We start from the raw sequence: 25998 nt of genomic DNA, 5'->3' as shown, positions 1-25998 counted from the left end.
ATGGAAATCGGACTTTATAAACTCCCCATTCCGGTGAAATGAAGAAATTTAAAAAAAACGACAAATTTTTCTCGTTCAAGCTTTTGAAAAGGCTTGCGTTATATGCTTGAAACCATCCAATATAAAACTCAGGTGATGCCGATTCATTTCCGGTGACCTATATAGAAACGAGGCCCCGAAAAAGAGGATGGTTTATAGATAATGACAACACGGGAAGCAATCTTGATATTGCTGGTAATACTTCCCTTTGTCGGTAGTGCCATTATCGGTTTTTTTCGTTCTACAGCAAAAAACAATGAAGCATGGTTTGTCGGTGCAATCGCGCTGATGGCACTGTTTTGTACCATTATGCTTTATCCGGCCATTTCAGCCGACAATGTTATAAGATTGGATATTGTCTGGTTGCCGCAATGGGGGTTGAATTTCACCTTGCGGATGGATGGTTTTTCCTGGTTGTTTTCGGTTCTTATAACGGGTATCGGCCTGCTCGTTGTTGTCTATGCCCGTTATTATATGAATCCGGCCGATCCCGTGCCGCGGTTTTTTTCATTCCTGCTTGCCTTTATGGGGTCGATGCTCGGAATGGTATTGTCGGGCAACATTGTTCTCCTCGTTATCTTCTGGGAACTCACCAGTATTTTCTCGTTTCTTTTGATCGGCTACTGGTATCATAATGCAAGTGCGCGTGACGGCGCACGCATGGCCCTGACGGTGACAGGGTTTGGCGGCTTTGCGCTTCTTGTCGGGATGTTGATTATCGGTCACATTGTCGGCAGCTATGATCTCGATGTGGTGTTGAAGTCGGGGTCACTCATCAAGGCAAGTCCGCTTTATATTCCGGCACTTGTCTGTGTGCTTCTCGGAGCATTGACAAAAAGCGCGCAATTTCCGTTCCATTTCTGGCTTCCTAATGCAATGGCCGCGCCAACGCCGGTTTCTGCCTATCTTCATTCGGCAACAATGGTCAAAGCCGGTGTGTTTCTTATGGTGCGGTTCTGGCCGGTACTGGCGGGAACAGAAGCATGGTTCTGGATTATCGGCCTTTGCGGTTTGATTACGCTTTTGATCGGTGCCTATTTTGCGATGTTCCAACAAGACCTTAAAGGTCTGCTTGCCTATTCGACGATCAGTCATCTGGGGTTGATAACCACGCTTTTAAGTCTTGCAAGCCCGCTTGCTTGCGTTGCAGCAATTTTTCATACCGTCAACCATGCCATCTTCAAGGCATCGTTATTTATGGCTGCGGGCATTATCGACCACGAAACGGGAACCCGCGATATGCGCAAATTATCGGGGCTTTTCCGCTATATGCCGTTTACCGGAACGCTGGCGCTGGTTGCAAGCGCTGCCATGGCAGGTGTGCCGCTTCTCAATGGCTTCATATCGAAGGAAATGTTTTTTGCCGAAGCGGTTGAAGTCCATCTGGAATCCTGGCTCGACAAGAGTACACCCTATCTTGCAACGCTGGCAGGATTATTGAGTGTTACCTATTCGGTGCGTTTTATTCATGGGGTGTTTTTTGGCGGAAAACCGCATGATTTGCCAAAAACTCCACATGAACCACCGCATTTCATGCGTTTTCCTATCGAATTATTGGTGTTTTTATGCCTTTTCATCGGCATATTTCCGGAATTTGCAATCGGGGGCATTTTGGGAACAGCCGTCCATTCGGTATTGGGGGCAGAAACGCCACATTATGATCTCGCTCTCTGGCATGGTTTCAATACGCCGCTTGTCATGAGCCTCATTGCGTTAATAGGCGGGCTCATACTTTATATTCTCACGCGCAAATATCTGAAATCCTGTGAAGGTGGCCCGCCATTTTTCAGACATTTGAAAGGGCAGCGTATTTTTGAACGCGTATTGGTGACAATATCATGGAAATGGGCGCGTTCGGCGGAAGCTTTTCTTTCTACCCGTCGCCTGCAAGTTGAAGTGCGCTGGATTATCCTTGCGCCAATCGTTGCGCTCTTGTTGTTGATTGCCGGAAATCAATGGATTGATGCGGGTGCATTGCCGCTTTTCCCGCTTGATCTGCCATTTTTAATTATCTGGTTAATCGGTGGTGTTTGCGCAATATTGGTTGCATGGCAGGCAAAATTCCACCGCTTCGCTTCGTTGATACTTCTGGGTGTCACGGGGCTTATGACCTGTGCCACATTCTTGTGGCTTTCCGCCCCCGATCTTGCATTGACACAACTGGTTGTGGAAGTTGTCACAACAGTTCTTCTGCTTTTGGGGCTTAGATGGTTGCCCAAACGCTTGCAGGCTCCTGCCCCTATACCGGATGGTTTTAGACCTTGGTTGCGAAGAGGCCGCGACTTCCTTATCGCTGTTGCAGGCGGGGGCGGGCTTGCGTGGCTTTCCTATTGTGTGATGACGCGCCCGCAGGGCGCAACAATTTCCGACTTTTTCCTCACCCGTTCCTATGCGGATGCCGGTGGGCGCAATGTCGTCAATGTGCTTCTCGTGGATTTTCGCGGCTTTGATACGATGGGCGAAATAACGGTGCTTGGTATTGTGGCGCTCACCGTTTTTGCCCTGCTGCGTCGCTTCCGTCCGGCCGTTGAAAGTATCGAGGCACCGACACAACAACGGGTTCAGTCAGCTTTTGACGAGGCAAGACCCGATCGCGAGGTCGGAGACACAGTTTCCGATTATCTTGTTATTCCGCGCATTATCATGCATTGGCTGTTTCCGGTCATTATGGCCTTTGCCGTCTATTTGTTCATGCGCGGGCACGATTTGCCGGGTGGCGGTTTTGCTGGCGGTGTCACCATGGCTATCGGATTTATTTTGCAATATGTGGCATCCGGAACGCGGTGGGTGGAAAGTCATCTGACAGTTTTACCGCTGCGCTGGATCGGGTTCGGTATTCTTCTGGCATTGGTAACAGGTGTCGGTTCGTGGTTTTTCGGCTACCCGTTTCTTACCTCCTATTTTCAATATACGAAGATTCCGTTTATCGGAAAAATGCCGACAGCCAGTGCTATGGCATTCGATCTCGGTGTCTTTTCACTGGTGGTCGGTGCAACTGTGCTGATGCTCATCGCAATAGCCCACCAATCAATCCGGCATTATCGTGTCGGTAAACGCACAATCCGTAAAGAGGAGGAACGCTGATGGAAATTGTTCTCTCTTTAGGTATCGGTGTACTTGCCGGTTCGGGAATCTGGCTCGTTTTGCGGCCAAGAACCTATCAGGTCATTCTAGGCCTTTCACTTATTTCCTATGCGGTTAATCTGTTTATTTTTTCGATGGCGCGTCCCCGCTCGAACGCAGCACCGATTGTTGACCCATCCAATCCTGTCAATCCGGCAAATTATGCCGATCCGATACCGCAAGCGCTGGTTCTTACAGCCATTGTGATCGGTTTTGCGACAACCGCATTATTTCTCGTTATTCTGCTGGTTTCACGCGGTCTAACCGGTTCGGACCATGTTGATGGAAGGGAAAATAAATGATTGAAAATTTTCTCCAACATCTCGTAATTCTGCCCATCCTCCTTCCTATTGCGACTGCGGCACTTCTCCTTTTTTATGATGAAAGACGCCGCAAACTCAAATTATGGATAAGCCTTTCGTCGATAGGACTTCTCATTCTTGTTTCTGTCGGGTTGATCGGGCGCGCTATTGATTTTTCACCTGAAGCAGAAGTTTATAACCTCGGAAATTGGCAAGCGCCTTTCGGAATAGTTCTGGTGCTCGACCGGTTAAGTGCGGCGATGGTTTTTCTGGCAAGCATTCTTGGGGCGGCTTCATTGGTATTTTCGGCTGCCCATTGGCATAAAGCCGGTCCACACTTCCATTCTCTCATGCAATTCATGATTGCCGGTGTAAACGGCGCTTTCCTGACCGGAGACCTGTTCAATCTCTTTGTTTTCTTTGAAGTTATGTTGACAGCATCCTATGGGCTTGCCCTTCACGGTAGCGGGCAGGCAAGGGTGCGCGCCGGTATGCATTATGTGGTGGTCAATCTTATTGCCTCTTCGTTTTTTCTGATTGGCGCAGCACTCATTTACGGTGTTTGCGGAACATTGAATATGGCCGATCTTGCCTTGAAACTCCAAACTCTCAAATCGGCCGATCGTATTATTTTCGAGTCCGGCGCGGCAATTCTCGGAATCGCCTTTCTGGTCAAAGCCGGCATGTGGCCACTCAACTTCTGGCTGACACCGACTTATAGTTCTGCGGCGGCACCGGTTGGAGCAACATTTGCTATTTTAAGCAAGGTCGGCATTTACGTTGTTTTGCGCCTTACATTACTGGTTTTCGGAACTAATGGCGGAACTTTAAGCGGTTTTGGCAATGACATATTGTTTTATGGCGGCCTTGCAACCTTGATATTCGGCTTTATCGGGGTGCTTGCAAGTCAGGCTCTGGGAAGGCTTGCTTCTTATAGCGTTCTGGTGTCGTCGGGAACACTGCTTGCCGCTATTGGAACCGGCAATGCTTCGCTTACCGCTGGTGCGCTTTTTTATATTGTCTCCTCCACTTTGTCTCTTGCAGCATTTTTTCTCCTCGTCGAGCTTGTCGAACGCACTCAGGACACAGCAGCCAATGTTCTTGCGGTAACAATGGAAGTTTACGGCGAAGACGAGGAAGATGAAGAGGATGAAGTTGGCACTTATCTTCCGGCAACGCTTGCAATTTTGGGAGCATGTTTCGGCATAACGGCCATTCTCATTATCGGTATGCCGCCATTTTCGGGGTTTGTCGCAAAATTCATGATGATTACCGGTGTTTTCAATCCGGACGGGCTGAATGGCGATGGTTACCAACCCAGCGCGCGGGATTGGACTTTTGTTGCTCTTCTCATTTTTTCCGGTTTTGCCGCACTCATTGCCATGACGAGAACCGGTATCCGCACTTTCTGGGCATCGATTGAAGGTAAAGTGCCACGCGTACAAGTGATAGAATTCGCTCCCGTTGCTGGTTTGCTCGGCTTGTGTCTTCTATTGACCATTGCTGCCGGTCCGGTCGCCGATTATATGGGACAGACTGCCAGAGAATTGCATCATCCGCAAAATTATATCGGCAGTGTTTTGCCACAAAAAACAGTCACAGCAAGCCGGATCTCGTCAGAAGAAATAACGGCGGGACTTATCAATAATGTTGAAGTTGAAAGGGGTATGGAATGACACGCATAATCCCCTATCCATTGTTGACTTTGTCGCTTCTTCTCATGTGGATGATTTTGAACGGCTTTACCTTGGGGCAGGGCGTCATCGGTATTGTCGTTGGCATTGCGGGCGGGTTTTTAATGCGGCTTTTAAAACCGCAGAAGGTGCACATCCATCATTGGAGTTCTGTTATAAAGCTGTTTTTCCGTGTTACGCTGGATATTGTGAAATCGAATTATGATGTTGCCCTCTATGTGCTTTTTAACGGAACAAAACGGAAAAAATCAGGCTTTATAACGGTTCCGCTGGCACTCAAAAATCGCACGGGACTGGCTGTTTTATCCTGTATTATGACGGCAACGCCGGGGACTGCCTGGATAGCCTATCACAGCAAGGAAAGCAGTCTTCTTGTCCATATCCTCGATTTTGATATGGATGATGAAAATTATTGGAGAGATTTCATTAAAAACCGTTATGAAAGTCTGCTTCTGGAGATATTCCAATGAGTATTGTTATTCTTTATTGGGGCATCAATATTTCGCAACTGTTTCTGGGACTAGCGATGATATTGTCGTTCATACGGCTTGCACGCGGTCCCCGTGCACAGGACAGAATTTTGGGGCTTGATGCACTCTACACAGCGACATTGATGTTATTTGTCACCTTCGGCATGCGTACCGGAACGACAATCTATTTCGATTCCGCATTGGTTATCGGCCTTTTGGGATTTGTTTCAAGTTCGGCTTTGGCGAAATTTCTGATGCGCGGGGAAGTGATCGAATGATTGAAGACTTTCCTCTTTGGCTTTCTATTGTCATTGTGTTTTTCCTGCTTTTAGGCTCAGGGCTGACATTGATCGGCGCCATCGGTCTTAATCGTGCAAAAAGCTTTTATGAACGTTTACATATGCCAACGCTTGGAACAAGCTGGGGTGTCAGCGGCATTATCATTGCCTCGATCATCTATTCAACGGTAAGCGGTCACAAACTCATTTCCCATTCTATATTGCTTGCCATATTTATTATCGTAACAACACCTGTCACACTCATGTTGTTATCGCGGGCAGCCATGCAGCGCGATCAATCCTCCAATTCAACCGAATTGCCGGAAACAATGCGCTATCAAAAGATCGACGATAGTTTGCCGACACCGCAAGAGCTTCTCGAAAAAACGCCGAGCCTTGATGATTTCAAGTAAATTGTGAAACGTGCAGTCATGTATTGTTCGGGCAAATGCCGAAGCAATTATCCCGCATGATTGATAATGTGACTACCTGATTGTGGCTTAAAAAAAAACCGGCGAATGTTTTGCGCCACATGCCCTTCAATTCTATCGCCGGAAAAGCCGCAATCCTATATCCGGACAATAGAAAATCGAATTATAGAAAAGGATGCAAAGAAGCGCATCTGGTTCTGTTCAAATGCGCTCCCTTTTCAAAACGGATTATTTTTTCAGATCTTCGGGGTGTTTGCGGGCAACCTGACGACCAAAATCGGGTGCATCGACTTCCTGTCCCGCATCAATAATGCCGCGTCTTACGGCACGTGTACGCGTGAAAAGGTCAAACAGAGCCTGCCCATCTCCCCAGCGGATTGCGCGTTGGAGCGAAGCAAGGTCTTCACTGAAACGTCCGAGCATTTCAATGATAGCGTCTTTATTGTTCAGGCAGATGTCGCGCCACATTGTCGGGTCGGAAGAGGCAAGACGGGTAAAATCGCGAAAACCGGAGGCCGAATAGGCAATAACTTCGGAATTGGTGACTTTTTCAAGGTCGCTTGCAGTGCCGACAATGTTATAGGCAATAAGATGTGGCAGATGCGATGTGATTGCCAGAACCAGATCGTGGTGTTCGGGGTCCATTCTGTCAACTTTTGCACCACAGGCTTCCCAGAATTCGGTCAATTTGGCAACTGCTTTTTCATCCGTGTTAGGAAGCGGTGTCAAAATGCACCAGCGATTGATGAAAAGGTCGGCAAAACCGGCATCGGGACCCGAAAATTCCGTACCGGCAATGGGGTGACCGGGGATAAAAATAACATTATCGGGCAGTTCCGGTTTCATCTGGCGAATAACCGATGCTTTGGTAGAACCGACATCGGTAACAATGGCACCGGGTTTTAGATGTGGTGCAATTTCTTTTGCAACCTGACCGGATGAACCGACCGGCACCGAAACAATAACGAGATCGGCATCTTCAACCGCTTTGCCATTGTCGGTGGTATAGCTGTCACCCAGTTTGAGTTCACGTGCCCGTTCAAGCGTTGTGCCTGTGCGGGTGGAAATGGCAATATGATCGGCCAATTTTTTTTCACGGATAACACGGGCAAGAGAAGAGCCGATAAGGCCGATACCGATAAGGGCGATTTTTTTAAATTTCACTTCAGACATTTTTCTACTTCAAAAATTTTTCAATGTAGCGACAACGCCGCGATTTGCTTCTTCGGATCCAATGGAAAGGCGCAACGCGTTCGGAAATCCGTATCCGGTTACGCGGCGCAAAATATACCCGTTGGATTTCAGATAATCATCAGCCAGAGCAGCCGATTTTTCCTTGTCTGCCGGAAAATGGATGAGCAGAAAATTGGTGACAGAAGGCGTAACCTTGAGCCCCAAAGCCTCGATTTCATGTGTGAGCCAGGAACGCCATTTTGAATTATAGGCTATCGCATTCTGGATATAGGCACGGTCACGAAAAGCAACACTTGCAGCAGCCTGTGCCGGAACACTGACATTGAAAGCTCCGCGAATACGGTTGACCGCATCAATGACATGAAGAGGCGCATACATCCACCCCACACGCAAACCGGCAAGTCCATAGATTTTGGAAAATGTGCGCGTCATGACAACATTTTCATTGGCCGAAACAAGTTCGACGCCGGTATCGTAATCATCCTCGGTAACAAATTCGGCATAGGCACCGTCAAGAACTAAAAGCACATTTTTGGGCAGCCCCGCATGAAGTCTTTTGACCTCGGTTGCTGTCAGATAAGTGCCCGTCGGATTACCGGGATTGGCGATAAATACGATTTTTGTTCTTTCTGTTACTGCGGCAAGAATAGCGTCAATATCAATACGGCAGTCTTTTTCTTTCACAATAACAGGTTTTGCGCCGGTCCCTCTGATTTGTATCTCGTAAACGCTAAAGCCGTGTTCGGTCATGATTCCTTCATCACCGGCTGTAAGATAGGTATTGGATAAAAGACCTAACAAATCATCCGAACCGTTTCCCGCCATCAAATTGCTTCTTGCAAGCCCTGTCACTTCGGAAATGGCTTCAAGAAGGGGTGTGGCCGAACCATCCGGATAGAGTTCAAGATGTGCTGCGGCCTGACGATAAGCATCAATCGCTGCAGGACAGGGGCCAAGCGGCGACTCATTGGAAGAAAGTTTGAAAACTTTTCTTGTATTTTCGGTCTCGCTTGAACCGGGAACGTAAGCTGCAATATCCAGAATACCTTTTCTAGGCTGTGGACGGTCAACAAGAACATCTTTTTTCATCGATATTTATCCGGTCTGGTAGTTTAATATTTTAGGAAATACCCTTGCTTTCATCGGAAGTCGAGAGAAATTCTTGACATTTGTCAGAGGAGGCGACTAGCTATTCTTTTTCTTTCAAGACGGTGCAACCGACATGACACAAATAAAATCGTCCGGAAAATCTTCCGGCGCGAAAAATTCCCAAGCCGATTTTCCTGACAGTAAAGTAGCGCTGTTCGGGCAAGACGAGCCGCTACAGCTTGATAGCGGCGTTGTTTTATCGCCTTTCCAGATTGCCTATCAGGACTATGGCACATTGAATGAAGACAAAAGCAACGCCATTTTGATCTGCCATGCCCTGACCGGCGACCAACATGTTGCCAATACCCATCCGGTAACCGGAAAGCCCGGTTGGTGGGATATATTGGTGGGGCCTGGTAAAATTATTGATACCGATCGCTATTATGTAATCTGTTCCAATGTGTTAGGGGGGTGCCTCGGCTCGACCGGTCCGGCATCGAAAAATCCGAAAACAGGAAAACCCTATGCACTCGATTTTCCTGTCATCACGATAGGCGATATGGTGCGCGCGCAGGCAATGCTTGTCGAAAAACTGGGAATCAAGACATTGTTTTGTGTGGTTGGTGGTTCTATGGGCGGAATGCAGGCATTGCAATGGGCTGCAGCCTATAAGGAAAAAGTGTTTTCATCTGTCATTCTTGCAACCGGCGCGCGCCATTCGGCTCAAAATATCGCTTTTGATGAAATTGGCAGACAAGCCGTTATGGCCGATCCCAACTGGTTGGGCGGGCGGTATCTCGAAGCGGGAAAACGCCCGACAAAAGGTTTGGCTGTTGCCAGAATGACAGCCCATGTTACCTATCTTTCGGAAGCGGCACTCCATCGTAAATTCGGGCGGAATTTACAAAATAGAGATCAGATAACATTCGGTTTTGATGCCGATTTCCAGATTGAAAGCTATTTGCGTCATCAGGGGATGACATTTGTCGAGCGCTTTGATGCCAATAGCTATCTTTATTTGACGCGTGCGATGGATTATTTCGATCTTGAAGCCGAATATGGCGGCCATCTGGCAGACGCTTTCAAGGGCTCGCGCGGGCGATTTTTTGTTGCTTCGTTTTCCAGTGATTGGCTGTTTACCACCGCACAATGCCGTACCTTTGTGCACGCACTCAACGCTGCCGGAGCGCGGGTTTCATTCGTTGAAATCAAAACCGACAAAGGCCATGATGCTTTTCTGCTTGATGAACCGGTAATGTTTTCTGCCATTCACAGTTTCCTGACAGCGGCTGCAGAACAGAGGGGATTGACGGCATGAACGAGGATGAAGAATTATTGTCCGCGCTAAAATCCCGTACCGATTTTGAAGTAATCGCCAATTTTATCAGGCCGGGGGCGCGTGTTCTCGATGTCGGTTGCGGCGATGGTAGTCTGCTTTATCTGTTGCAAACACGGCGCAATGTTGATGGGCGCGGTGTCGAATTGTCGCAACAGGGTGTTGACCAATGTTTGCTTAAAGGTCTCTCGGTCATTCAGGGTGATGCCGATAGCGATCTTATCTATTATCCTGATTCCGGCTTTGACTATGTTGTCCTGTCACAAACCTTGCAGGCAACGCGCAATCCGAAAGCTGTGCTTGAACAACTTTTACGCATTGGCGAGAGAGCCGTTGTCTCGATTCCGAATTTCGGTTATTGGCGCGCCCGCGCACATCTGCTTTTTCTCGGTCGTATGCCGGTTACCAAAGAGCTTCCCTATAGCTGGTACGATACGCCGAATATCCATTTCTGTACGATTGAGGATTTTGTCGATCTGGTCAATGAAATAGGGGCAAAAATAGAAGAAGCGGTGGTGTTGAACCGGCAGGGAAAACCCGTCAAACGCAAATTGCCTTTGGGAGCCTGGAATTTGTTCGGGCAGCAGGCAGTGTTTCTGTTACATAGATGATGATGAAAGCCGAAAACGATCTTCCGACTTTGGTAAGGGATCATCTTGCTTGTTGGGATATTCCCGATAGCGCCCGCATCGACCTTCTTACCATATCGGAAAATGCGACTTTTCGGGTGACTTTCGGGAACGAGACGAGAATTATACGGATTTATCGGCCTTCCTATCATCAAAATGATGAAATTTTATCCGAACTCCTTTGGCTTCAGGCAATCGAGCAATCCGGCATTGTGACAGTTCCACATCTTTTCGTTTCCCGTTTTGGTCAATTGTTTGTCGAAGCGGGTATTTTCAGGCTTGCCTGTTTTTCTTTTATAAGCGGGCATGAACCGCAGGCGGATGACAGACTTGTGCGCCGGTTTTTTGAACTTGGTAAAATTTCCGCCAAATTGCATCGGCAATCCATAAATTGGGTAAGGCCGGAAAGATTCATTCGTAAACATTGGACTTATGAAACAATGATCGGCCCGAATGCGATCTGGGGAGATTGGCGAAAGGCCGAAAATCTTCAACCCGCTGACCGTGAAATTCTTGAAAATTGCGATGAGACGCTCAAATATTTTTCTTCAACTTTTCCGAAAGATAAAGCCCATTACGGTCTTATCCATGGCGATTTGCGGCTTGCAAATCTGTTGATTGATGGCGAAAACCTTGCCGCAATCGATTTTGATGATTGCGGCTTTTCATGGTTCGGACTGGATCTTGCCAATTCTTTGAGTTTTATTGAAGATAGCCCATTTGTGCCAAGCTATATCAGTGCATGGCTTCAAGGCTATGGAGAAGTGATGCCGGTAAACCGGGAAATGGCAGATATGATTGTCCATCTCGTCATGATGCGCCGTTTGCAATTGACAGCATGGCTTGAAACGCACAATCAAACACCAACAGCCGAAAAACTTCGCAAAACCTTTTTGAAAGGCACGGTTGAACTTGCGCGAATCTATCTTGGAAAAGTTAGCCCTCTTGCTGGTCGATCAGGGCAACGCCTTTAATCTGGGCATAAACGTCCATTCCTTCTTTAAGCCCTAATATTTGCCATGAATGGCGTGTGAGGCGTGAAAGAAAATGCGCTCCCTCTCCATTGCCACCCAATTCCAGTTTGACCAGAACCTCAAAATGCCCCTGTTCCCGCATTGTCAGAATGCGCGCCGGCATCACATTGAGGATCGAGCTTTTCAGCGGTTTTTCGACAGCAAGGCTCACATCATTGGCAGCAATGCGAATGCGCATTTTTTTCCCCCCTACTAAAGGTGCGGACGGGGCAATGAATGTGCCACCCGGTACATCCACTTCGACAAGGCCGGTATTTTCGTTATAGGATTTGACATAGCCGTCAAGGTTGACAGCAGCTTCGCGAGTATTGGCAAGCGGCAGATCAGGATTTGCTTCGATTTCTCTCAAACTGCCGGAGGCAATAACTTTGCCACTATCCATCAAAACCAATGTGTCGGCCAACCGTTCGACTTCATAAATATCATGGGTGATATAAATGATCGGCATTGAAAGACGGTCACGCAGACCAATCAGAAAGGGAAGGATTTCATCTCTCGACCGTTTGTCGAGTGCCGATAGCGGTTCATCCATAAGGAGAATCTTGGGATGCGACAAGAGTGCGCGGCCGATTGCCACGCGTTGACGTTCACCACCGGAGAGATTGTGCGGCGCACGATCGATAAGGTGGGCAATATTCAAAAATTCCACCACTTCATCGAATGTCGGCGAGAGATTGTTTTCGCCTTTCGCCATAGCAAAGGTAAGGTTCTTTCTGACAGACAAATGCGGAAACAAACTGGCTTCCTGAAAAACATAGCCGAGGGGACGTTTATAAACAGGAACGAAACCGGTTTCATCTTGCCAACATTCATTGCCGATCTCGACTTTTCCTGAAAACCGGTTAAGTCCGGCAATGCCGCGCAAAACAGAAGTTTTCCCGCATCCGGAAGGGCCGTAAAGCGCAATGACACCGCGAAGCGGGGCATGAAATGAACAATCGAGCGAAAAATTGCCCAGTGTCCCTTTAAGATCGACAGAAATGGTTTCACTCATAATGTTCGCGCCTGCATGAATTTTTGCAAGAGTGAAACAGTAAGAATGATGCAGAATGAAAAGATAACCATAATGATTGATAGAACATTGGCTTCATGCATCTGACCGGCTTCGACATAGCTCATAATAGTGGTCGAGATCACGGCCGTCTTGCCGGGAAGGTTTCCACCAATCATCTGCACAACACCGAATTCGCCCACTGTATGGGCAAAACCCAAAACAGCGGCAGTCATAAAACCGGGGCTAGCAATCGGAAGCGCTACTTTCCAGAATGCTTTCCATGGCGACGCACGCAACGTTGCTGCGACTTCCATCGGCCGCTTTCCCATAGCCTCGAATGAATTGCGGATGGGTTGAACAACAAAAGGCATGGAATAAATGACCGAGCCGATGACCAGCCCTTCAAAAGTGAAGGCAAATTTATCCATGCCGAACCATGGTGCAATAAAGCCACCCGGTCCATTAGGCCCCAGAAATACCAGAAGATAAAAGCCCAGAACTGTTGGCGGCAAAACCAAAGGTATGGAGATAATGGACGCGACGATTTCTTTTCCATAAGTTTTGGATCGCGACAGCCACAAAGCAATCGGCGTTCCGATAGCCATCAGAAAAAATGTGGTTACCGTCGCCAATTCGGCCGTAAGCTTGATCGCGGTCCATGTCTCATTGGAAAGAAGCATCATGCTTGCTACTTTGTTTCCGGCAGGGCGTAGCCATATTTTTTGATAATGGTTGCTGCTTCCGGACCTTTGAGGAAGCTTACAAAAGCCTTTGCCGCTTCGTTATTTTCACCGGTTTTCAAAAGCACGGCATCCTGACGGATCGGGTTATAGTCGGTTTGAGGAACAACCCATTTCGAGCCGCCTTTTTCATTGATAATCTGCGAAAGAGCGACAAAGCCGATTTCGGCATTTCCGGTTTTGACAAACTGGTAGGCTTGCGAAATGTTTTGTCCTTCGACAAGTTTGTCCTTGATTTTGTCGTGAACTTTGAGCGCATCCATGGTTTCGACAGCCGCCTTGCCATAAGGGGCAGCATCAGGATTGCAGAAGGAAATGTGGGTGATTTTGCTATCCGTCAAAGTTTCAGGACCCTTTACAAGGTCATCTTTTGCACTCCACAGCACCAATGTGCCGATTGCATAGGTAAATTCTGTTCCTTTGACACCATAGCCTTCTTCAACGGCCTTGGTCGGCCTTTCGGTATCGGCTGCAAGAAATACCTCGAAAGGAGCACCATTCTTTATCTGTGTATAGAAATTACCGGTGGCACCGAATGAAAGTGTTGCCGTGTGTCCGGTCTTTTCTTTGAATTGTTCGGCAATTTCCTTGACGGGTTCGGTAAAATTGGCAGCCACCGCAACAACGGTTTCACCGGCATGGGCAAAGGTTACACTTGCCAGCAACAGACCTATCGATAAAGCGAGTTTGGATTTCATTGCCTTCTCCTAACATGTTGCAATAATGATGTTTTCAGCCTTGATAAGCGCAAGAACAGGTTGATTGGCCGTAAGTCCTTTAAGTGCGGGGTCGTCCGGTCGGGTTGTTGCAATTAATGTTTTGTCTTCACCAATTTCAACGTTAAGCTCGACACTTTTTTTGCCAATCGTTATCGACTCTAAAATTCCCGGAATCCGGTTTTGTTCAGAAAAATCTTCCTTGTCTTCAAAAGGTACGACCCTCACAAAGGGTGCTTTGATAAGAGCTGCAACCTGCCGCCCATTGACAAGTCCGAGCCGTTCGACACTTTTTTCGGTAATTTCGGCTTTGATTTCGATTTTTCGGGAAATACCGATGGTTACAAATGCGGCTGGCGGTGCACTTTTGATGGATAAAATGTGGCCTGATAAAACATTGCGCGCCGAGGTTCTCATCATGAAACCTTGTAAAAGCCCTGTCGAACTCAGACCTATTTCCGACAGATTATCGGAGGCTTGCTTCATCATTGTGGCAAGTCCGGTTTCAAGATGGTGAAAAGTTTCGATGAGTTTTAGCGCTTCCGGTGTCAGGGTAGCACCACCACCATTTTTCCCGCCGATGTTCTTTTTCAAGAGCGGTTTTGCAACGAGGTTTTGCATGGCGCTAATGCCATCCCATGCCGCTTTGTAACTAAGCCCGACAGAACGGGCGGCGGCAGAAATCGAACCTTCACGGCCGACAGCCTCAAGAAGCTTGATACGCTCCCGACCGACCGAGCCGATATGATCTTCTGTGAAAGATAAGGTTGCTTTGACCGACATAGATACACCATTCTGTTATATAGATTAACTATATAACGTTCATGACGAAAGCAAGGTTTCCGCACCAATTTTTCTAAAGCCGGTTTTGGTGGGTTTTATGGTGTTTTATCGAACAACTATTTGAGTGGCCGATTAATAGCCGCGCATCCGGTTGACGACGGGCGGCAAGTTTCCGGTTTTTCGCCAATGAGCTATATTTTTTGCCACAATTTTTGCGGCACTTTCTTTGTTTGTAGGAGCCGAAATATGGGGAAGCACGGTTATATTTTCATTTTGCCATAAGGGCGAATCGGGCGGCAAAGGTTCCTGATCGAAAACGTCAAGAACCGCATGATCGAGCTCATGTTTATTAAGAGCGTCAACAAGAGCATCTGTATCAATAACAGGCCCTCTGGAAAAATTGATAAGGCTTGCTCCCTTTTTCATATGGGCAAATTCGTTTTTTCCGAGAAGCCCTGTTGTTTCATTGGTGAGCGGTATAAGCAGAACGACAATATCACTTGTTTCAATCAGTCGCATAAAACCGGTGCTTCCACTCGAACATGTGACATTATCAAGTGTTTTTTGGCTCTTTGACCAGCCGTTTACCTGAAATCCGGTAAGTGTCAGCAATTTCGCCGCAGCTTTTCCCAATTGACCTAAACCAAGAAGGCCGATTTTCCATTGTGAGGCGGGCTTATAGCTATGTGGTTGCCAGAGCCGTTTTTGTTGTTGGCGATGATAGCGCGGCATATCGCGGGTTAAATAAAGCGTCCACGCAAGAACAGCTTCGGCCATGGCTTCGGTCAAAGCGGGATCAATAAGCCGGACAATCGGTGGCGCGTTTTCGGGTAATTCCTTCACCATCCGTTCGACACCTGCCCACAGGCTTTGTATCCATTTCAGATTTTTGAGTTTTTTCAATTGGTCGGGATCGGGGTTTGCAACAATGGCAAGTTCGATTGCGCCATAATCGTCCGGTTTCAAATCGTTGAAATCTATAATCTTTTCGTCGCCCAAATTTTCGGAAAGAACTTTTAACCAGTTATCCCTTTCGGTTTGTGCACTACGGCTGACAAAAGCGATCGGTTCTGCCATCGGATATTTTCCTCATGAAAAAAGCGGCATGAAATGATTGGCCGCGACATCTCGGCTATTGCTGCTCTGTCAAATCTGCCTTAAGTTCAGCCAAAATTCCATAGTGATTTTTAAACGTGGAAAATGATCGTCCGGAAAGAATGGAAGACTTCTGTTTTCTAAAACCGGAATAGCCGGATTCTCTCCGGCAGGATAAATCTTTTCCACTGGTGAATGATGTTGAAGAGGTTAAAATACGATGACACGCACCGTTTATGTCAACGGCGATTGGTTTGATGAAACAAATGCCCGGATTTCGATTTTTGACAGGTCTGTCATGTTTGCCGATTCCGTTTATGAAGTCACCTCTTTTCTTGACGGAAAGTTTCTCGACTTTGACGGACATATCAAAAGGCTTAAAAATTCTCTGAAAGCGCTGGAGATAGAATTCAACGTGGATAGAGACGAATTTCTCGATATTCATCGCGAGCTTATCAAGCGAAACGGTCTTGAAAACGGCACTGTCTATCTTCAGGTTTCGCGTGGCGCCGGTGATCGTAATTTTGTTTATGACAATAGCGAATTGAAGCCCTGCCTTTTCATGTTCACCCAGACAGGCATTGTCAAAAATCTCGATAAAATGCCGCAGTTGAAAATGATATCGGTGAAAGAAGGTCGCTGGTGCCGCCGCGACATCAAGACAACGCAGCTTCTTTATTCGTCATTGACCAAGACCCACGCCCATGCCGAGGGTGTTGATGATGCTGTTTATGTCGAAGATGGCTATCTGACCGAAGCAACCTCGTCCAATTTCTTCATTGTCGATCGTCAGGGAACACTTGTCACCCGTCAGTTGGATCACTCCATTTTGCCCGGTATTACCCGCGGTACGATTCTCGAACTTGCGCGCAAAAACGGCATTAATGTCGAAGAACGGCTCTTTACATTGGAAGAAACCTATGCCGCCAGTGAAGCGCTGATTACCTCGACAACCAATTTTGCCGCTCCTGTTTTGAGTGTTGACGGGCGTAAAATTGGCGATGGTAAGCCCGGAAAAGTAACAATGCGCTTACGCGAACTTTATATCGAACACGTCAAGCGCAGTTAGAGCTTTTGTTTAAAACCGGAATCTAGTTCTGGCGCTTTGATTGAACAGCAAGCGCCAGAAGTGCCTGCCGGATAACCGGTTCGGCAAGAGCCGCATTTTGCCTGCTTTCAAGAACAGCTTTTTGTAGCCGTTCCATGGCTTCCGCAATCCGCTGCAATGTCCAGCGGGTGAGTGCCTGTTCCATGATCTTTTGTCGGCGAAAGAAAATAGGCGGACGCGCCGAAGCAATGGCCGAGGAGGGCGTCTTTCCCTCGACTTCCACTTGCTGGCGCAAAAGTTGCAATTGCTGGAATTGTCTCTCGGCTGCGCTTAATATCAAAAAAAGTGCGTTACCGGTTGCAACCTGACGGTCGAAACGGTTGTTGAAGCCGACGAGATCACCAATGAGCACAGCATCAATCATTTCATCATAAGTGAGGCCGCTTACATCGCTGACGGCAGCTTTTACATCATCAAGTGTAATCTCGTCTTTACCCATTGCGTAAAGGCAAAGCTTGTCCAATTCACTGCGCGAGATAAGCCGGTCACCCCCCAGACTTTCTTTGAGCCATTTTCTTGCTTCAAGCGAAATAGCAAGGTGATATTCACCAAGAACCTCGTCGATCAGCCCTTCAAGCGAGCGTGCATCATCGGCATAACAGGGAAGCGCCATGGCTGACGCTGCCGTTTCCACAGCCGAGCGCAAACCGGCACCTTTTTTAAGGTCTCCGGCTTCTATCATCAGATAAACATTTTCAAGGCCGGTTTTTGCAAGTTTTTTGATGACTTCGGTGAGATTTCGTCCATTGCCGGCGTTTTTTATCGAGATGAGCCGCTTTCCGCCAAACAGCGAAACCGTATGGGCTTCGTCAAGAAGGCGCGTAGGGTCGCGTTCAAGATCGGCCGCTTCAAGCCGGATATTGGAAAACGGGTCATCAAGTTTGACGCCGGTGAGCTTGGCAAATTTCGACGCCCGTTCGGAAACAAGCCCCTTATCGGGACCGTAAATGAGAACAATGGGGTATTGCGCTTGTAAACGTGAAAGGAAACCGTCAACCTCATGAGCTTTTTTCTGCGCCATGTTAATCCATCAGCAGCTTGTCATCGTCGAGCGCTTCACCCCTGACCTTCTGGAACATGCCGACAAGGTCGCTCACATCAAGACCTTTGCGTTCTTCTTCGTGCACATCAAGTATCACCTTTCCACCATGCAGCATAAAGGTACGATCACCATAATCAAGTGCCTGCCGCATAGAATGGGTAACCATCAAAGTGGTCAGATTATTTTCCTTGATAACTTTTTCTGTAAGCTTCATGACAAATTCGGCCATTCCCGGATCAAGTGCGGCTGTGTGTTCGTCAAGCAACAAAACATCGGCATCCGACAAGGTGGCCATAATTAACGCCAAAGCCTGACGTTGCCCGCCCGAAAGACTGTCCATCCGGTTCTGGATGCGGTCTTCAAGGCCAAGACCGAGAGCGGCGATTCGGGCGCGGAATATTTCGCGGTTTTCTTTTGTCAAAGCCGAACGCAACCCCCGCCTTTTCCCGCGACGGGCGGCAAGGGCAAGATTTTCTTCAATAGTGAGTGACCCGCAGCTGCCCGCTAGCGGATCCTGAAAAACCCGTGCGATCATGCCTGCCCGTTCGGCTGTCGATTTTCTTGAAACATCAATATTGTTGATAATGACTTTGCCTTCATTGGGCAAAATATCTCCGGCTAGAACCCCAAGCATGGTCGATTTGCCAGCACCATTCGAGCCGATAATAGTTACAAAGCTGCCACGCTCGATTTTTAGGTTGAGATCGATAAGCGCCTGTTTTTCCAAGGGCGTTCCGGCTTTGAATGTTACGCCGATATGTTGCAGTTCAATCATGCTTTTTTGCCCCCAGATAATGCGGCAAAACAAGAGTCAATACCACAATCAAAGCGGTAATAAGCTGCAAGTCTGTCGATGTATCAATGCCAAGGCTGCTGCCTTCAAATGCAAATTGCACAGCAACGCGATAAAGGACGGAACCGACAATGCAGCTCAAAATAATCAGTAAAAGATTTCGGGTTCTAAACAATGTCTCGCCGATAATAACGGCAGCAAGCCCGAACACAATGGTTCCTGCACCTCCCGTTATGTCGGTGGCGATAGCGGTCTGGATATAAAGCGACCCGCCAAGAGCAACCAGAGCGTTGGATAATCCCATACCGGCATAGATGAGAAGTGCGGTTTTGATTCCTTGAGCTTTCGCCATACGCTGATTCGTTCCGGTTGCCCGCATGGCAAGGCCGACTTCACTTTCCAGAAAACGCCAGACAAGAAAAGCAACAATGATGACAAGTATGCCAACAAAAAGCGGGCGGATAATCATATCCGGCAATCCGAACAGATTATAAAACGGTGTGAGCGCGGTATCTGCCAAACCCAGATTGACATTCGATACCCCCATAATTCCCATAATGCGAAGATTGATGGTGTAGAGCGCCGACATCGTCAATATGGATGCAAGGAGGTTCAGAATGCCGAACTTCAAATTCAAAAGTGCGGTAACAAGTCCGGCAATCATTCCAGCAATCAAAGCCGAAAACATGGCAAACCACGGATTAAAACCGCATAGAATCATAACACCGCAGACGGTCGAGCCTAACAGAAACGAACCGTCTACCGTCAAATCCGGAAAATCGAGAATCCGGAACGATAAATAGACTCCGATAGCGACAAATGCATAAACAAGCCCGAGCTCGACAGCACCGGTAAAGGCAAACATACTCATGAGGCAATTGCCCCGCTTGCAATTATGTCAGTATCGAAAAATTCCACCGTCAGGATACCTTATTTGTTGATAATTTTTGCAGCCCGATCAAGTACCGGTTGGGGAATCACAACCCCCATTTTTTCTGCAGCTTGAAGGTCAATCGCCACATTTTTTCCGTCCGGTATGACAACAGCGATGTCTGCGGGCTTTTCACCTTTTAAAATGCGGCCAACGAGTTTACCCGCCTCAAGCCCCGAATCATAATAATCGATTCCCTGGGCTGCAAAGGCGCCACGTCCAATCGAACTCGGATCAGCCGTAAAAAGCGGTGTTTTTGATTCGGCTGCTACTTTTGTTGCCCCTTCAAGCACCGAGATAATTGTATTGTCTGTCGGTACATAAATCATATCGACTTTGCCGATAAGGGCGCGGGTTGCTGCCTGCACGTCGGATGATTTCGGTGCAGCCGAGGGGATAACCTCTATGCCGTCTTCTTCTGCGAGCTTTTTCAAAACATTCAGGGTCGAAACCGAATTGGCCTCGGCAGCATTATAAAGGTAGCCGAGTTTTTTTAAATCGGGTTTGATTTCTTTCAAGAGTTTTATATGTTCTTCAACCGGCGAGCGGTCGCATATGCCGGTGACGTTTCCACCGGGGTTTTTCATATCCGGTACGAGCTTTGCTTCAACGGGGTCTGAAACAGCCGCAAAAACAATCGGTATATTCTTGGTTGCTGCGAGCATGGTTTGTGCCGACGGCGTTGAAATGGTCACAATCACATCCGGCTTGTCGCCAACAAATTGGCGGGCAATCTGGGTTGCTGTGGAAATGTTTCCCTGTGCTGACTGGAAGTTGAGAACAAGATTTTCCCCATTCTTGTAGCCCTGTTGTGCGAGGACATCCTCTACGCCTTTGCGCACGGCATCCAAAGCCGGATGGGCAACAATCTGCGTAATATCGACTTTCACTTTATCGGCTGCGAATGAAAAATTTCCCAATGCCAGAATAGCTGCGGCTGCCAGAACCAAACGACGCATAATCACTTCTCCCTCTAAAACCTCTTAAAAGCTTTATTGGAGCCATGGCCGGAAATCAATATTTTCAACGATTTTTAAAGCATGAAAAACGAATATTGAAAGAATTTTATTTTTTATGTTGCAATCGTCGCAAGGTTGGGTCATATAGGCACGACCGAAGCGAAGCGCTTCCGGTTTGTGAGCGGGTGTAGCTCAGGGGTAGAGCACAACCTTGCCAAGGTTGGGGTCGTGGGTTCGAATCCCATCGCCCGCTCCAATAAATCTTGAGAGAATCAAGAATTAGACAAGCGCCGTAAGGCGCTTTTTGTTTATGTAAAATCACGCCAAACCAATTCGGAACCAAATGAATTAAAATAAGCCATTTTGTTTGACCAGTTGTCGCGATTATAAACAGAAAGCAATACGAGAAATGGCTATCCAGGCGACTGCGGCTCCGTCTATGTTGTCTTTGAATTTTCTTTGTGCATCATTCTGTTGCCTACGCCATCTGTATGGGGTGGCATATTGGAAAAGTACCACTGCGATACTGAATGAACGCCATACAAAAAGCGGACAAACAGAATCACCCTTTCCATTGATTCAATGCAGACGTGAAGTTCATATCTGAAATTGGAAGCGGCGCAGGTGTGTGATCGCAAAAAGAATTATGTATTTTGTGTTATCACAATGAAAAATCTATATTTTATAGAATGATAATGACAACCTTAGATGAAATTTCGCTCAATACTATTTATTAAAGAGTCAAGCGATAAAATTCATAAAAACATCGTTATGCACAAAGGAACATTAAATATCCACAGTTTCGTATTGATTTTTGTTAGGCAATAATCCATATATATCCTTAATAAGACCCGCCACGCCTCGGACAATGATTCGTCATTGAACTGCGCACCCAGGCGGGTTTTTTGCTTTTATAAACTTAAAAAATAGTTTAAGCAGTATTTATGAAATTTATAAAACCGCCAATAAGTATAGATGAACAAATAATACTCTTAAAAAAGCGTGGCATGTTGATTCATGACTATGATCGAGCCGTGCATTATCTAAAACATATAAGTTATTATAGATTGCGTGCATACTGGTTACCTTTCGAGATAAAATGCGATGTTCCTGATGAGCATGCTTTTAAGGAAGGAACTTCTTTTGAGGATGTTGTCGATTTATATGTTTTTGATAGAGAATTACGTCTTTTAATAATGGATGCTGTCGAGCGTATTGAAGTTTCAGTACGTGCTTCATGGGCTTATTATTTAGCCACTACGTATGGAGCGCATGGTTATTTAGACCGAAATCTTTATGCAAAGCCTACTCACTATGATGAAGCTTGTTCATTATTGATTAATGAAATAAAGAGATCAAAGGATACATTTATTGAACATTATAAAAATAAATATGGTGACCCAACGGAGCCTCCAATCTGGATGACTGCCGAAGTAATATCTTTAGGGCAATTGTCAAAATGGATTGCGAATTTGAAGTTCCGGAAAGATAGGCAATTAATTGCTGAAAATTTTAAATTAGATGAAAAAGTGTTTGTATCTATAATTCACCATCTCGCCTATATAAGGAATATATGTGCTCATCATGGTAGATTATGGAATAAAATATTTACCGTCACCATGACAATACCTAATTATCCTGATTATTTGAATATTTCAATGAATAGTAAAAATTTAAAAAACATTTACAATACATTATGTATTATAAATTACCTATTAAAAATAACTGATCCTAATACACAATGGAAAAACAAGTTATATGAATTACTTGGCCGATCAAATGTTGATCTAAAACCTATGGGCTTTCCTGATGATTGGAAAACATTTCCAATTTGGAAAATTGATATGTAACATCTGTGAGCCGTGTAACACCATAAAAATAACATTGGTTATTGTCCAAAAGCATGTGACTTTGTCGGGAATATCAATGCTCATCCTCAAGATCTTTGCAACTATCAAAACAACCTGTTATTGAACTTATGAATGTGGTTGCTATGTAGAAAACAGTTCTCTTTAAAAAAACGCAATCAGCCGCGAGAAATCGGGTTTGCTGTTCTAAACAGGAAAAACACATAATGACCAAAAAAATTACGCAATTTTCCGGAATCAATGCCCTGATGGGAGGCGTTTTTGAAGGTTTATTTCCCATATCGGAGATAAAAAAGCATGGCCATTTCGGCTTGGGCTGTTCTGACGGTTTGACAGGGGAAGTCATCATAGATTGTTGTCATTTTCTTGATGCCAAGGGCAATAAGCCATTGCGCATAATGGATGATAACGAAAAAATGCCTTTTGCCCAGATTACGACTTTCGAGCCTGAAGCAAGTTTTGAAATTTCACAGATATCGAAAGCTACTTTATATCAGGAATTATCCAGACATCTGAAGTTTGACAATGTGTTTCTGGCGCTGAAATTGGAAGGCAAATTCGACCATTTGAAAGTGAGAAGGCCGAGAGAGCTTCAGCAACGCTTCAAGAATGCATTGGAAGTTGCAGAACATCAAATTGTTGAGGATGTCGAAGATGTCGAAGGAGAACTGATCGGATTCTGGACTCCTGAATTTTTCCAGAACATTTCGGTTGCCGGTTTTCATCTTCATTTCATTGATAAAAGCAAAACATCGGGCGGGCATGTCATTGATTTTTCAATTGAACAAGGCACTTTGGCATATGAGGTGAAATACGGGTTGGATATCGAGCTATCAGACAAGAGAGCCTATCTCGACCATGATCTGAAAATTGCCGATATGGATAAAATTATCAAAAAAGTTGAAAATTGAGTGTTTTATAGAGTGATGCCGTGAGGACAAAAATCGGGAAAGCCTTTTATAGCCGGAAGAGGTGCATGATCCGGATGAAATTGGCTTATCTAATATGCTCTTGATCCGGATCACTTTTCATTAAAACAGTTTGTCTGAAGCATAAGGTTATCAATCGGGCTCATTGCCGGTCATCCGGTTAGCCGTCATTGACGGGTTCAATCCGTTATCGGAAAACGCGCAATTTATATTTGCGACGATGCGGCTATCTGTGATTTAATTTTTGTCCAAAACTGTTAAAACATAGACAAAAAGTTCCATTTCGTTTAAGCCGGAAAGACTACCGGGGAGAACAGAAAATGGATGCTGGCAACGTTAATCTTCTCAAATTTTTGGAAGATGCCCGCCAATTTATCATTCCGATTTATCAACGCAAATATTCGTGGACATCAACACAATGCGAACAATTGTGGCATGATATTTTGCGCGCCGGTAGAGCAAATGACAATGCAGGCCATTTTCTTGGAACAGTTGTCTATATCGCCAATAATGATGCTCATAATGCGCCATTACTTGTGATTGACGGTCAGCAAAGAATAACCACTTTGACATTGCTTTTATTGGCACTTGCCAAAACCGTTGGAACAAGAGAACCTTATGACGGTTTTTCGGCTCGTAAGATATTCAATTATTACCTTGTCAATGAATATGAGGACGGAGATCGGCATAACCGTCTTCTTTTAACCGAAACCGACCGCGATACATTGTTGGCGCTTGTTAATGACACGCCTTTGCCGGCAGCAGAGTCGGAACGTATTTTGGCAAACTACCATGATTTCCAAACTCAACTTGCCAGGCTCAATGAACAGGAATTAAAGCTTCTATGCCGGGGAATTGCAAAACTTCTTATTGTTTATGTGGCCCTTGCCAGAGGGCAAGATAATCCGCAACTCATTTTTGAAAGTATGAATTCGACAGGTCTGCAATTGACGCAGGCAGACCTTATCCGGAATTTTTTTCTTATGGGACTGGAGCCGGATCAACAGACGCGGCTTTATCGTGCCTATTGGCAACCGATGGAAAAACTTTTCGGGCAAGAGGCCTATGACACAGAATTCAACAGTTTTATGCGACATTATCTCACAGTCAAAACCGGCTCAATTCCGCGGCTGGATGAAGTTTATGCCGGCTTCAAGCAGTTTGCACGCACTGACAATATTAAAACAATCGAGAACATTGTTGATGATATGTTGCGCTTTGCCCGCTATTATTGCGCAATGGCTCTTGAAGGGGAAAATGATAAAGAGCTGGCACAAGCTTTTTTTGATTTGAGCGAACTTAAAGTTGACGTCGCATATCCTTTTTTGCTGCCGGTTTATGCAGATTATGCCAATGGCACCCTTGAAAAAGGTGATTTTCTCGAAATTGTCCGTCTGGTGGAAGCCTATGTGTTCCAAAGGGCAATTTGTTCGATTCCGACCAATTCGTTGAATAAAACCTTTGCAACGCTTTATCGTGATATTGATAAAAGTGATTATCTCGAAAGTGTGAAAGCGGCCTTCAGTTTGATGACGTCTTATAGGCGTTTTCCGACAAATGAAGAGTTTAAAGAAAATTTCCAGCACCGTGATCTTTATCATTTCCGCAGTCGGTCTTACTGGTTGCGCCGGTTTGAAAACTTTGGTCGTAAAGAGCGGGTCGCTGTTAATGATTACACAATCGAACATATTATGCCGCAATCAACGCCATTGCCGAACGATTGGCAAAAAATGCTCGGGGAAGATTGGCAACGTGTTCAGGAAGCATGGTTGCATACGGCCGGTAATTTGACACTAACAGGATATAATTCCGAATATGGCAACCGGTCATTTGAAGACAAACGCACGATGCGAGGCGGATTTGCCGAAAGCCCGCTCCATCTCAATAAAGGGCTTGGTAAGCTTACGGAATGGACAGAAAAAACAATCATAGCGCGGGCGAAAAACCTTGCCGATCAGGCAGTCAATATCTGGCGTGCACCGGATATATCTGAAGAATCACTTGAACGTTTCAAACCGGAAAAACCGGTTTTGAAATCATATACAATTGCCGATCATGCGTTTTTACAAAGCGGCATTACACGAGAATTGTTCGAGGCCTTCCGCAAAGAAATACTTAATCTTGATGACAATGTGCGAGAGGAATTCTTGAAACTCTATATCGCCTATAAAGCGGAAACGAATTTCGTTGATGTTGTGCCGCAATCAAAACAATTAACGTTAAATCTCAATATCGAGATAAACGAGCTCGATGATCCGCGTGGCCTTTGCCGTGATATTTCGCATCTTCACCATTGGGGAAACGGTTCTGTTGAAGTCAAATTCAGGTCGCTGGATCAGCTTCCTTATATGGTTGGCCTTGCCCGTCAGGCACTTGAAAAGCAATTGGGCGATGACAGTGGAATTTGAACCGGCTTGTTAA

At 46.1% G+C, this 25998-nt stretch carries 24 protein-coding genes and 1 tRNA gene; 14 read left to right on the top strand and 11 right to left on the bottom strand.

Going from position 1 to position 25998, the window contains the following annotated elements; all coding sequences use genetic code 11:
- The first annotated feature begins 201 nt into the window (after positions 1-201).
- The 6 genes from BBC0122_RS12590 to mnhG are packed head-to-tail and all read left to right on the top strand — an operon-like array spanning position 202 to position 6319.
- Entirely contained in the window at positions 202-3123 is a 2922-nt protein-coding gene (locus BBC0122_RS12590; protein WP_077994307.1) for a monovalent cation/H+ antiporter subunit A, read from the top strand.
- Positions 3123-3464 (top strand): Na+/H+ antiporter subunit C, encoded by a 342-nt coding sequence (locus BBC0122_RS12585; RefSeq protein ID WP_077994306.1) that lies wholly within the window; start codon positions 3123-3125, stop codon positions 3462-3464. The genes BBC0122_RS12590 and BBC0122_RS12585 overlap by 1 nt, the downstream gene beginning before the upstream one ends.
- Positions 3461-5140 (top strand): monovalent cation/H+ antiporter subunit D, encoded by a 1680-nt coding sequence (locus BBC0122_RS12580; RefSeq protein WP_418214874.1) that lies wholly within the window; start codon positions 3461-3463, stop codon positions 5138-5140. The genes BBC0122_RS12585 and BBC0122_RS12580 overlap by 4 nt, the downstream gene beginning before the upstream one ends.
- Complete coding sequence (locus BBC0122_RS12575; protein ID WP_077994305.1) at positions 5137-5628, top strand: Na+/H+ antiporter subunit E; 492 nt, start codon at positions 5137-5139, stop codon at positions 5626-5628. The genes BBC0122_RS12580 and BBC0122_RS12575 overlap by 4 nt, the downstream gene beginning before the upstream one ends.
- Positions 5625-5906 carry a K+/H+ antiporter subunit F gene (locus BBC0122_RS12570; RefSeq protein ID WP_077994303.1) on the top strand — a complete coding sequence of 94 codons (282 nt, stop codon included), beginning with the start codon at positions 5625-5627 and terminating at the stop codon, positions 5904-5906. Before BBC0122_RS12575 ends, BBC0122_RS12570 begins: the two co-directional genes overlap by 4 nt.
- On the top strand, positions 5903-6319 hold the full coding sequence (gene mnhG / locus BBC0122_RS12565) for a monovalent cation/H(+) antiporter subunit G (RefSeq protein WP_077994302.1): 417 nt from the start codon (positions 5903-5905) through the stop codon (positions 6317-6319). Before BBC0122_RS12570 ends, mnhG begins: the two co-directional genes overlap by 4 nt.
- A gap of 246 nt (positions 6320-6565) precedes the next feature.
- Here mnhG and BBC0122_RS12560 read toward each other — a convergent pair whose 3' ends face one another.
- The gene (locus tag BBC0122_RS12560) at positions 6566-7510 is read right to left on the bottom strand and encodes a prephenate/arogenate dehydrogenase family protein (RefSeq protein ID WP_077994301.1); all 945 of its coding nucleotides are present in this window, start codon (positions 7508-7510) and stop codon (positions 6566-6568) included.
- A gap of 9 nt (positions 7511-7519) precedes the next feature.
- Positions 7520-8620: a histidinol-phosphate transaminase gene (hisC, locus tag BBC0122_RS12555; protein WP_077994300.1), complete on the bottom strand. Its 1101-nt coding sequence runs from the start codon at positions 8618-8620 to the stop codon at positions 7520-7522.
- A gap of 133 nt (positions 8621-8753) precedes the next feature.
- On the opposite strand from hisC, the gene metX reads away from it, so the two are divergent.
- The 3 genes from metX to BBC0122_RS12540 are packed head-to-tail and all read left to right on the top strand — an operon-like array spanning position 8754 to position 11559.
- Positions 8754-9938 (top strand): homoserine O-acetyltransferase MetX, encoded by a 1185-nt coding sequence (metX, locus tag BBC0122_RS12550; RefSeq protein ID WP_077994299.1) that lies wholly within the window; start codon positions 8754-8756, stop codon positions 9936-9938.
- Positions 9935-10567, top strand: a complete 633-nt coding sequence (metW, locus tag BBC0122_RS12545; RefSeq protein WP_077994298.1) for a methionine biosynthesis protein MetW — start codon at positions 9935-9937, stop codon at positions 10565-10567. The genes metX and metW overlap by 4 nt, the downstream gene beginning before the upstream one ends.
- Positions 10564-11559, top strand: a complete 996-nt coding sequence (locus tag BBC0122_RS12540; protein ID WP_077994297.1) for a phosphotransferase enzyme family protein — start codon at positions 10564-10566, stop codon at positions 11557-11559. The genes metW and BBC0122_RS12540 overlap by 4 nt, the downstream gene beginning before the upstream one ends.
- On the opposite strand, the gene modC is transcribed toward BBC0122_RS12540, so the two are convergent.
- From modC to BBC0122_RS12515, 5 genes are all read right to left on the bottom strand, one after another.
- Positions 11522-12613, bottom strand: a complete 1092-nt coding sequence (modC, locus tag BBC0122_RS12535) for a molybdenum ABC transporter ATP-binding protein (protein WP_077994296.1) — start codon at positions 12611-12613, stop codon at positions 11522-11524. The genes BBC0122_RS12540 and modC overlap by 38 nt on opposite strands.
- The gene (gene modB / locus BBC0122_RS12530) at positions 12610-13296 is read right to left on the bottom strand and encodes a molybdate ABC transporter permease subunit (RefSeq protein ID WP_077973323.1); all 687 of its coding nucleotides are present in this window, start codon (positions 13294-13296) and stop codon (positions 12610-12612) included. The genes modC and modB overlap by 4 nt, the downstream gene beginning before the upstream one ends.
- 5 nt (positions 13297-13301) lie before the next feature.
- Positions 13302-14051 (bottom strand): molybdate ABC transporter substrate-binding protein, encoded by a 750-nt coding sequence (gene modA, locus BBC0122_RS12525; RefSeq protein ID WP_077994295.1) that lies wholly within the window; start codon positions 14049-14051, stop codon positions 13302-13304.
- 9 nt (positions 14052-14060) lie between these two features.
- Positions 14061-14852, bottom strand: a complete 792-nt coding sequence (locus BBC0122_RS12520) for a TOBE domain-containing protein (protein ID WP_077994294.1) — start codon at positions 14850-14852, stop codon at positions 14061-14063.
- Positions 14853-14984: 132 nt separating this feature from the next.
- The gene (locus tag BBC0122_RS12515) at positions 14985-15929 is read right to left on the bottom strand and encodes a 2-hydroxyacid dehydrogenase (RefSeq protein ID WP_077994293.1); all 945 of its coding nucleotides are present in this window, start codon (positions 15927-15929) and stop codon (positions 14985-14987) included.
- A 238-nt stretch (positions 15930-16167) separates the two neighbouring features.
- Here BBC0122_RS12515 and BBC0122_RS12510 point away from each other — a divergent pair, with 238 nt between their 5' ends.
- On the top strand, positions 16168-17016 hold the full coding sequence (locus BBC0122_RS12510; protein WP_077994292.1) for a D-amino-acid transaminase: 849 nt from the start codon (positions 16168-16170) through the stop codon (positions 17014-17016).
- A gap of 22 nt (positions 17017-17038) precedes the next feature.
- On the opposite strand, the gene holA is transcribed toward BBC0122_RS12510, so the two are convergent.
- From holA to BBC0122_RS12490, 4 genes are read right to left on the bottom strand one after another with little or no spacing between them, the layout of a single operon-like run.
- On the bottom strand, positions 17039-18076 hold the full coding sequence (gene holA, locus BBC0122_RS12505; protein ID WP_077994291.1) for a DNA polymerase III subunit delta: 1038 nt from the start codon (positions 18074-18076) through the stop codon (positions 17039-17041).
- Position 18077: 1 nt separating this feature from the next.
- Positions 18078-18872: an ABC transporter ATP-binding protein gene (locus BBC0122_RS12500; RefSeq protein ID WP_075869455.1), complete on the bottom strand. Its 795-nt coding sequence runs from the start codon at positions 18870-18872 to the stop codon at positions 18078-18080.
- On the bottom strand, positions 18865-19761 hold the full coding sequence (locus BBC0122_RS12495; protein WP_077994289.1) for an ABC transporter permease: 897 nt from the start codon (positions 19759-19761) through the stop codon (positions 18865-18867). Before BBC0122_RS12495 ends, BBC0122_RS12500 begins: the two co-directional genes overlap by 8 nt.
- 59 nt (positions 19762-19820) lie before the next feature.
- Positions 19821-20780 carry an ABC transporter substrate-binding protein gene (locus BBC0122_RS12490; RefSeq protein WP_077994288.1) on the bottom strand — a complete coding sequence of 320 codons (960 nt, stop codon included), beginning with the start codon at positions 20778-20780 and terminating at the stop codon, positions 19821-19823.
- A 181-nt stretch (positions 20781-20961) separates the two neighbouring features.
- On the opposite strand from BBC0122_RS12490, the gene BBC0122_RS12485 reads away from it, so the two are divergent.
- The 4 genes from BBC0122_RS12485 to BBC0122_RS12470 all read left to right on the top strand — a co-directional run bounded on the left by BBC0122_RS12485 (position 20962) and on the right by BBC0122_RS12470 (position 25985).
- Positions 20962-21036 (top strand) — tRNA-Gly (locus BBC0122_RS12485).
- 688 nt (positions 21037-21724) lie between these two features.
- Positions 21725-22630: an Abi family protein gene (locus BBC0122_RS12480; RefSeq protein WP_077994286.1), complete on the top strand. Its 906-nt coding sequence runs from the start codon at positions 21725-21727 to the stop codon at positions 22628-22630.
- Positions 22631-22854: 224 nt separating this feature from the next.
- On the top strand, positions 22855-23559 hold the full coding sequence (gene budA, locus BBC0122_RS12475) for an acetolactate decarboxylase (protein ID WP_077994284.1): 705 nt from the start codon (positions 22855-22857) through the stop codon (positions 23557-23559).
- A 338-nt stretch (positions 23560-23897) separates the two neighbouring features.
- Complete coding sequence (locus BBC0122_RS12470; protein ID WP_077994280.1) at positions 23898-25985, top strand: DUF262 and DUF1524 domain-containing protein; 2088 nt, start codon at positions 23898-23900, stop codon at positions 25983-25985.
- Positions 25986-25998: the final 13 nt, after the last annotated feature.

It is taken from the genome of Ditibartonella choladocola (assembly GCF_002007565.1).
Classification (GTDB): Bacteria; Pseudomonadota; Alphaproteobacteria; order Rhizobiales; family Rhizobiaceae; genus Bartonella; species Bartonella choladocola.
Note: the sequence above shows the minus strand (reverse complement) of the source record. Positions and strands in the feature narration are given on the sequence as shown.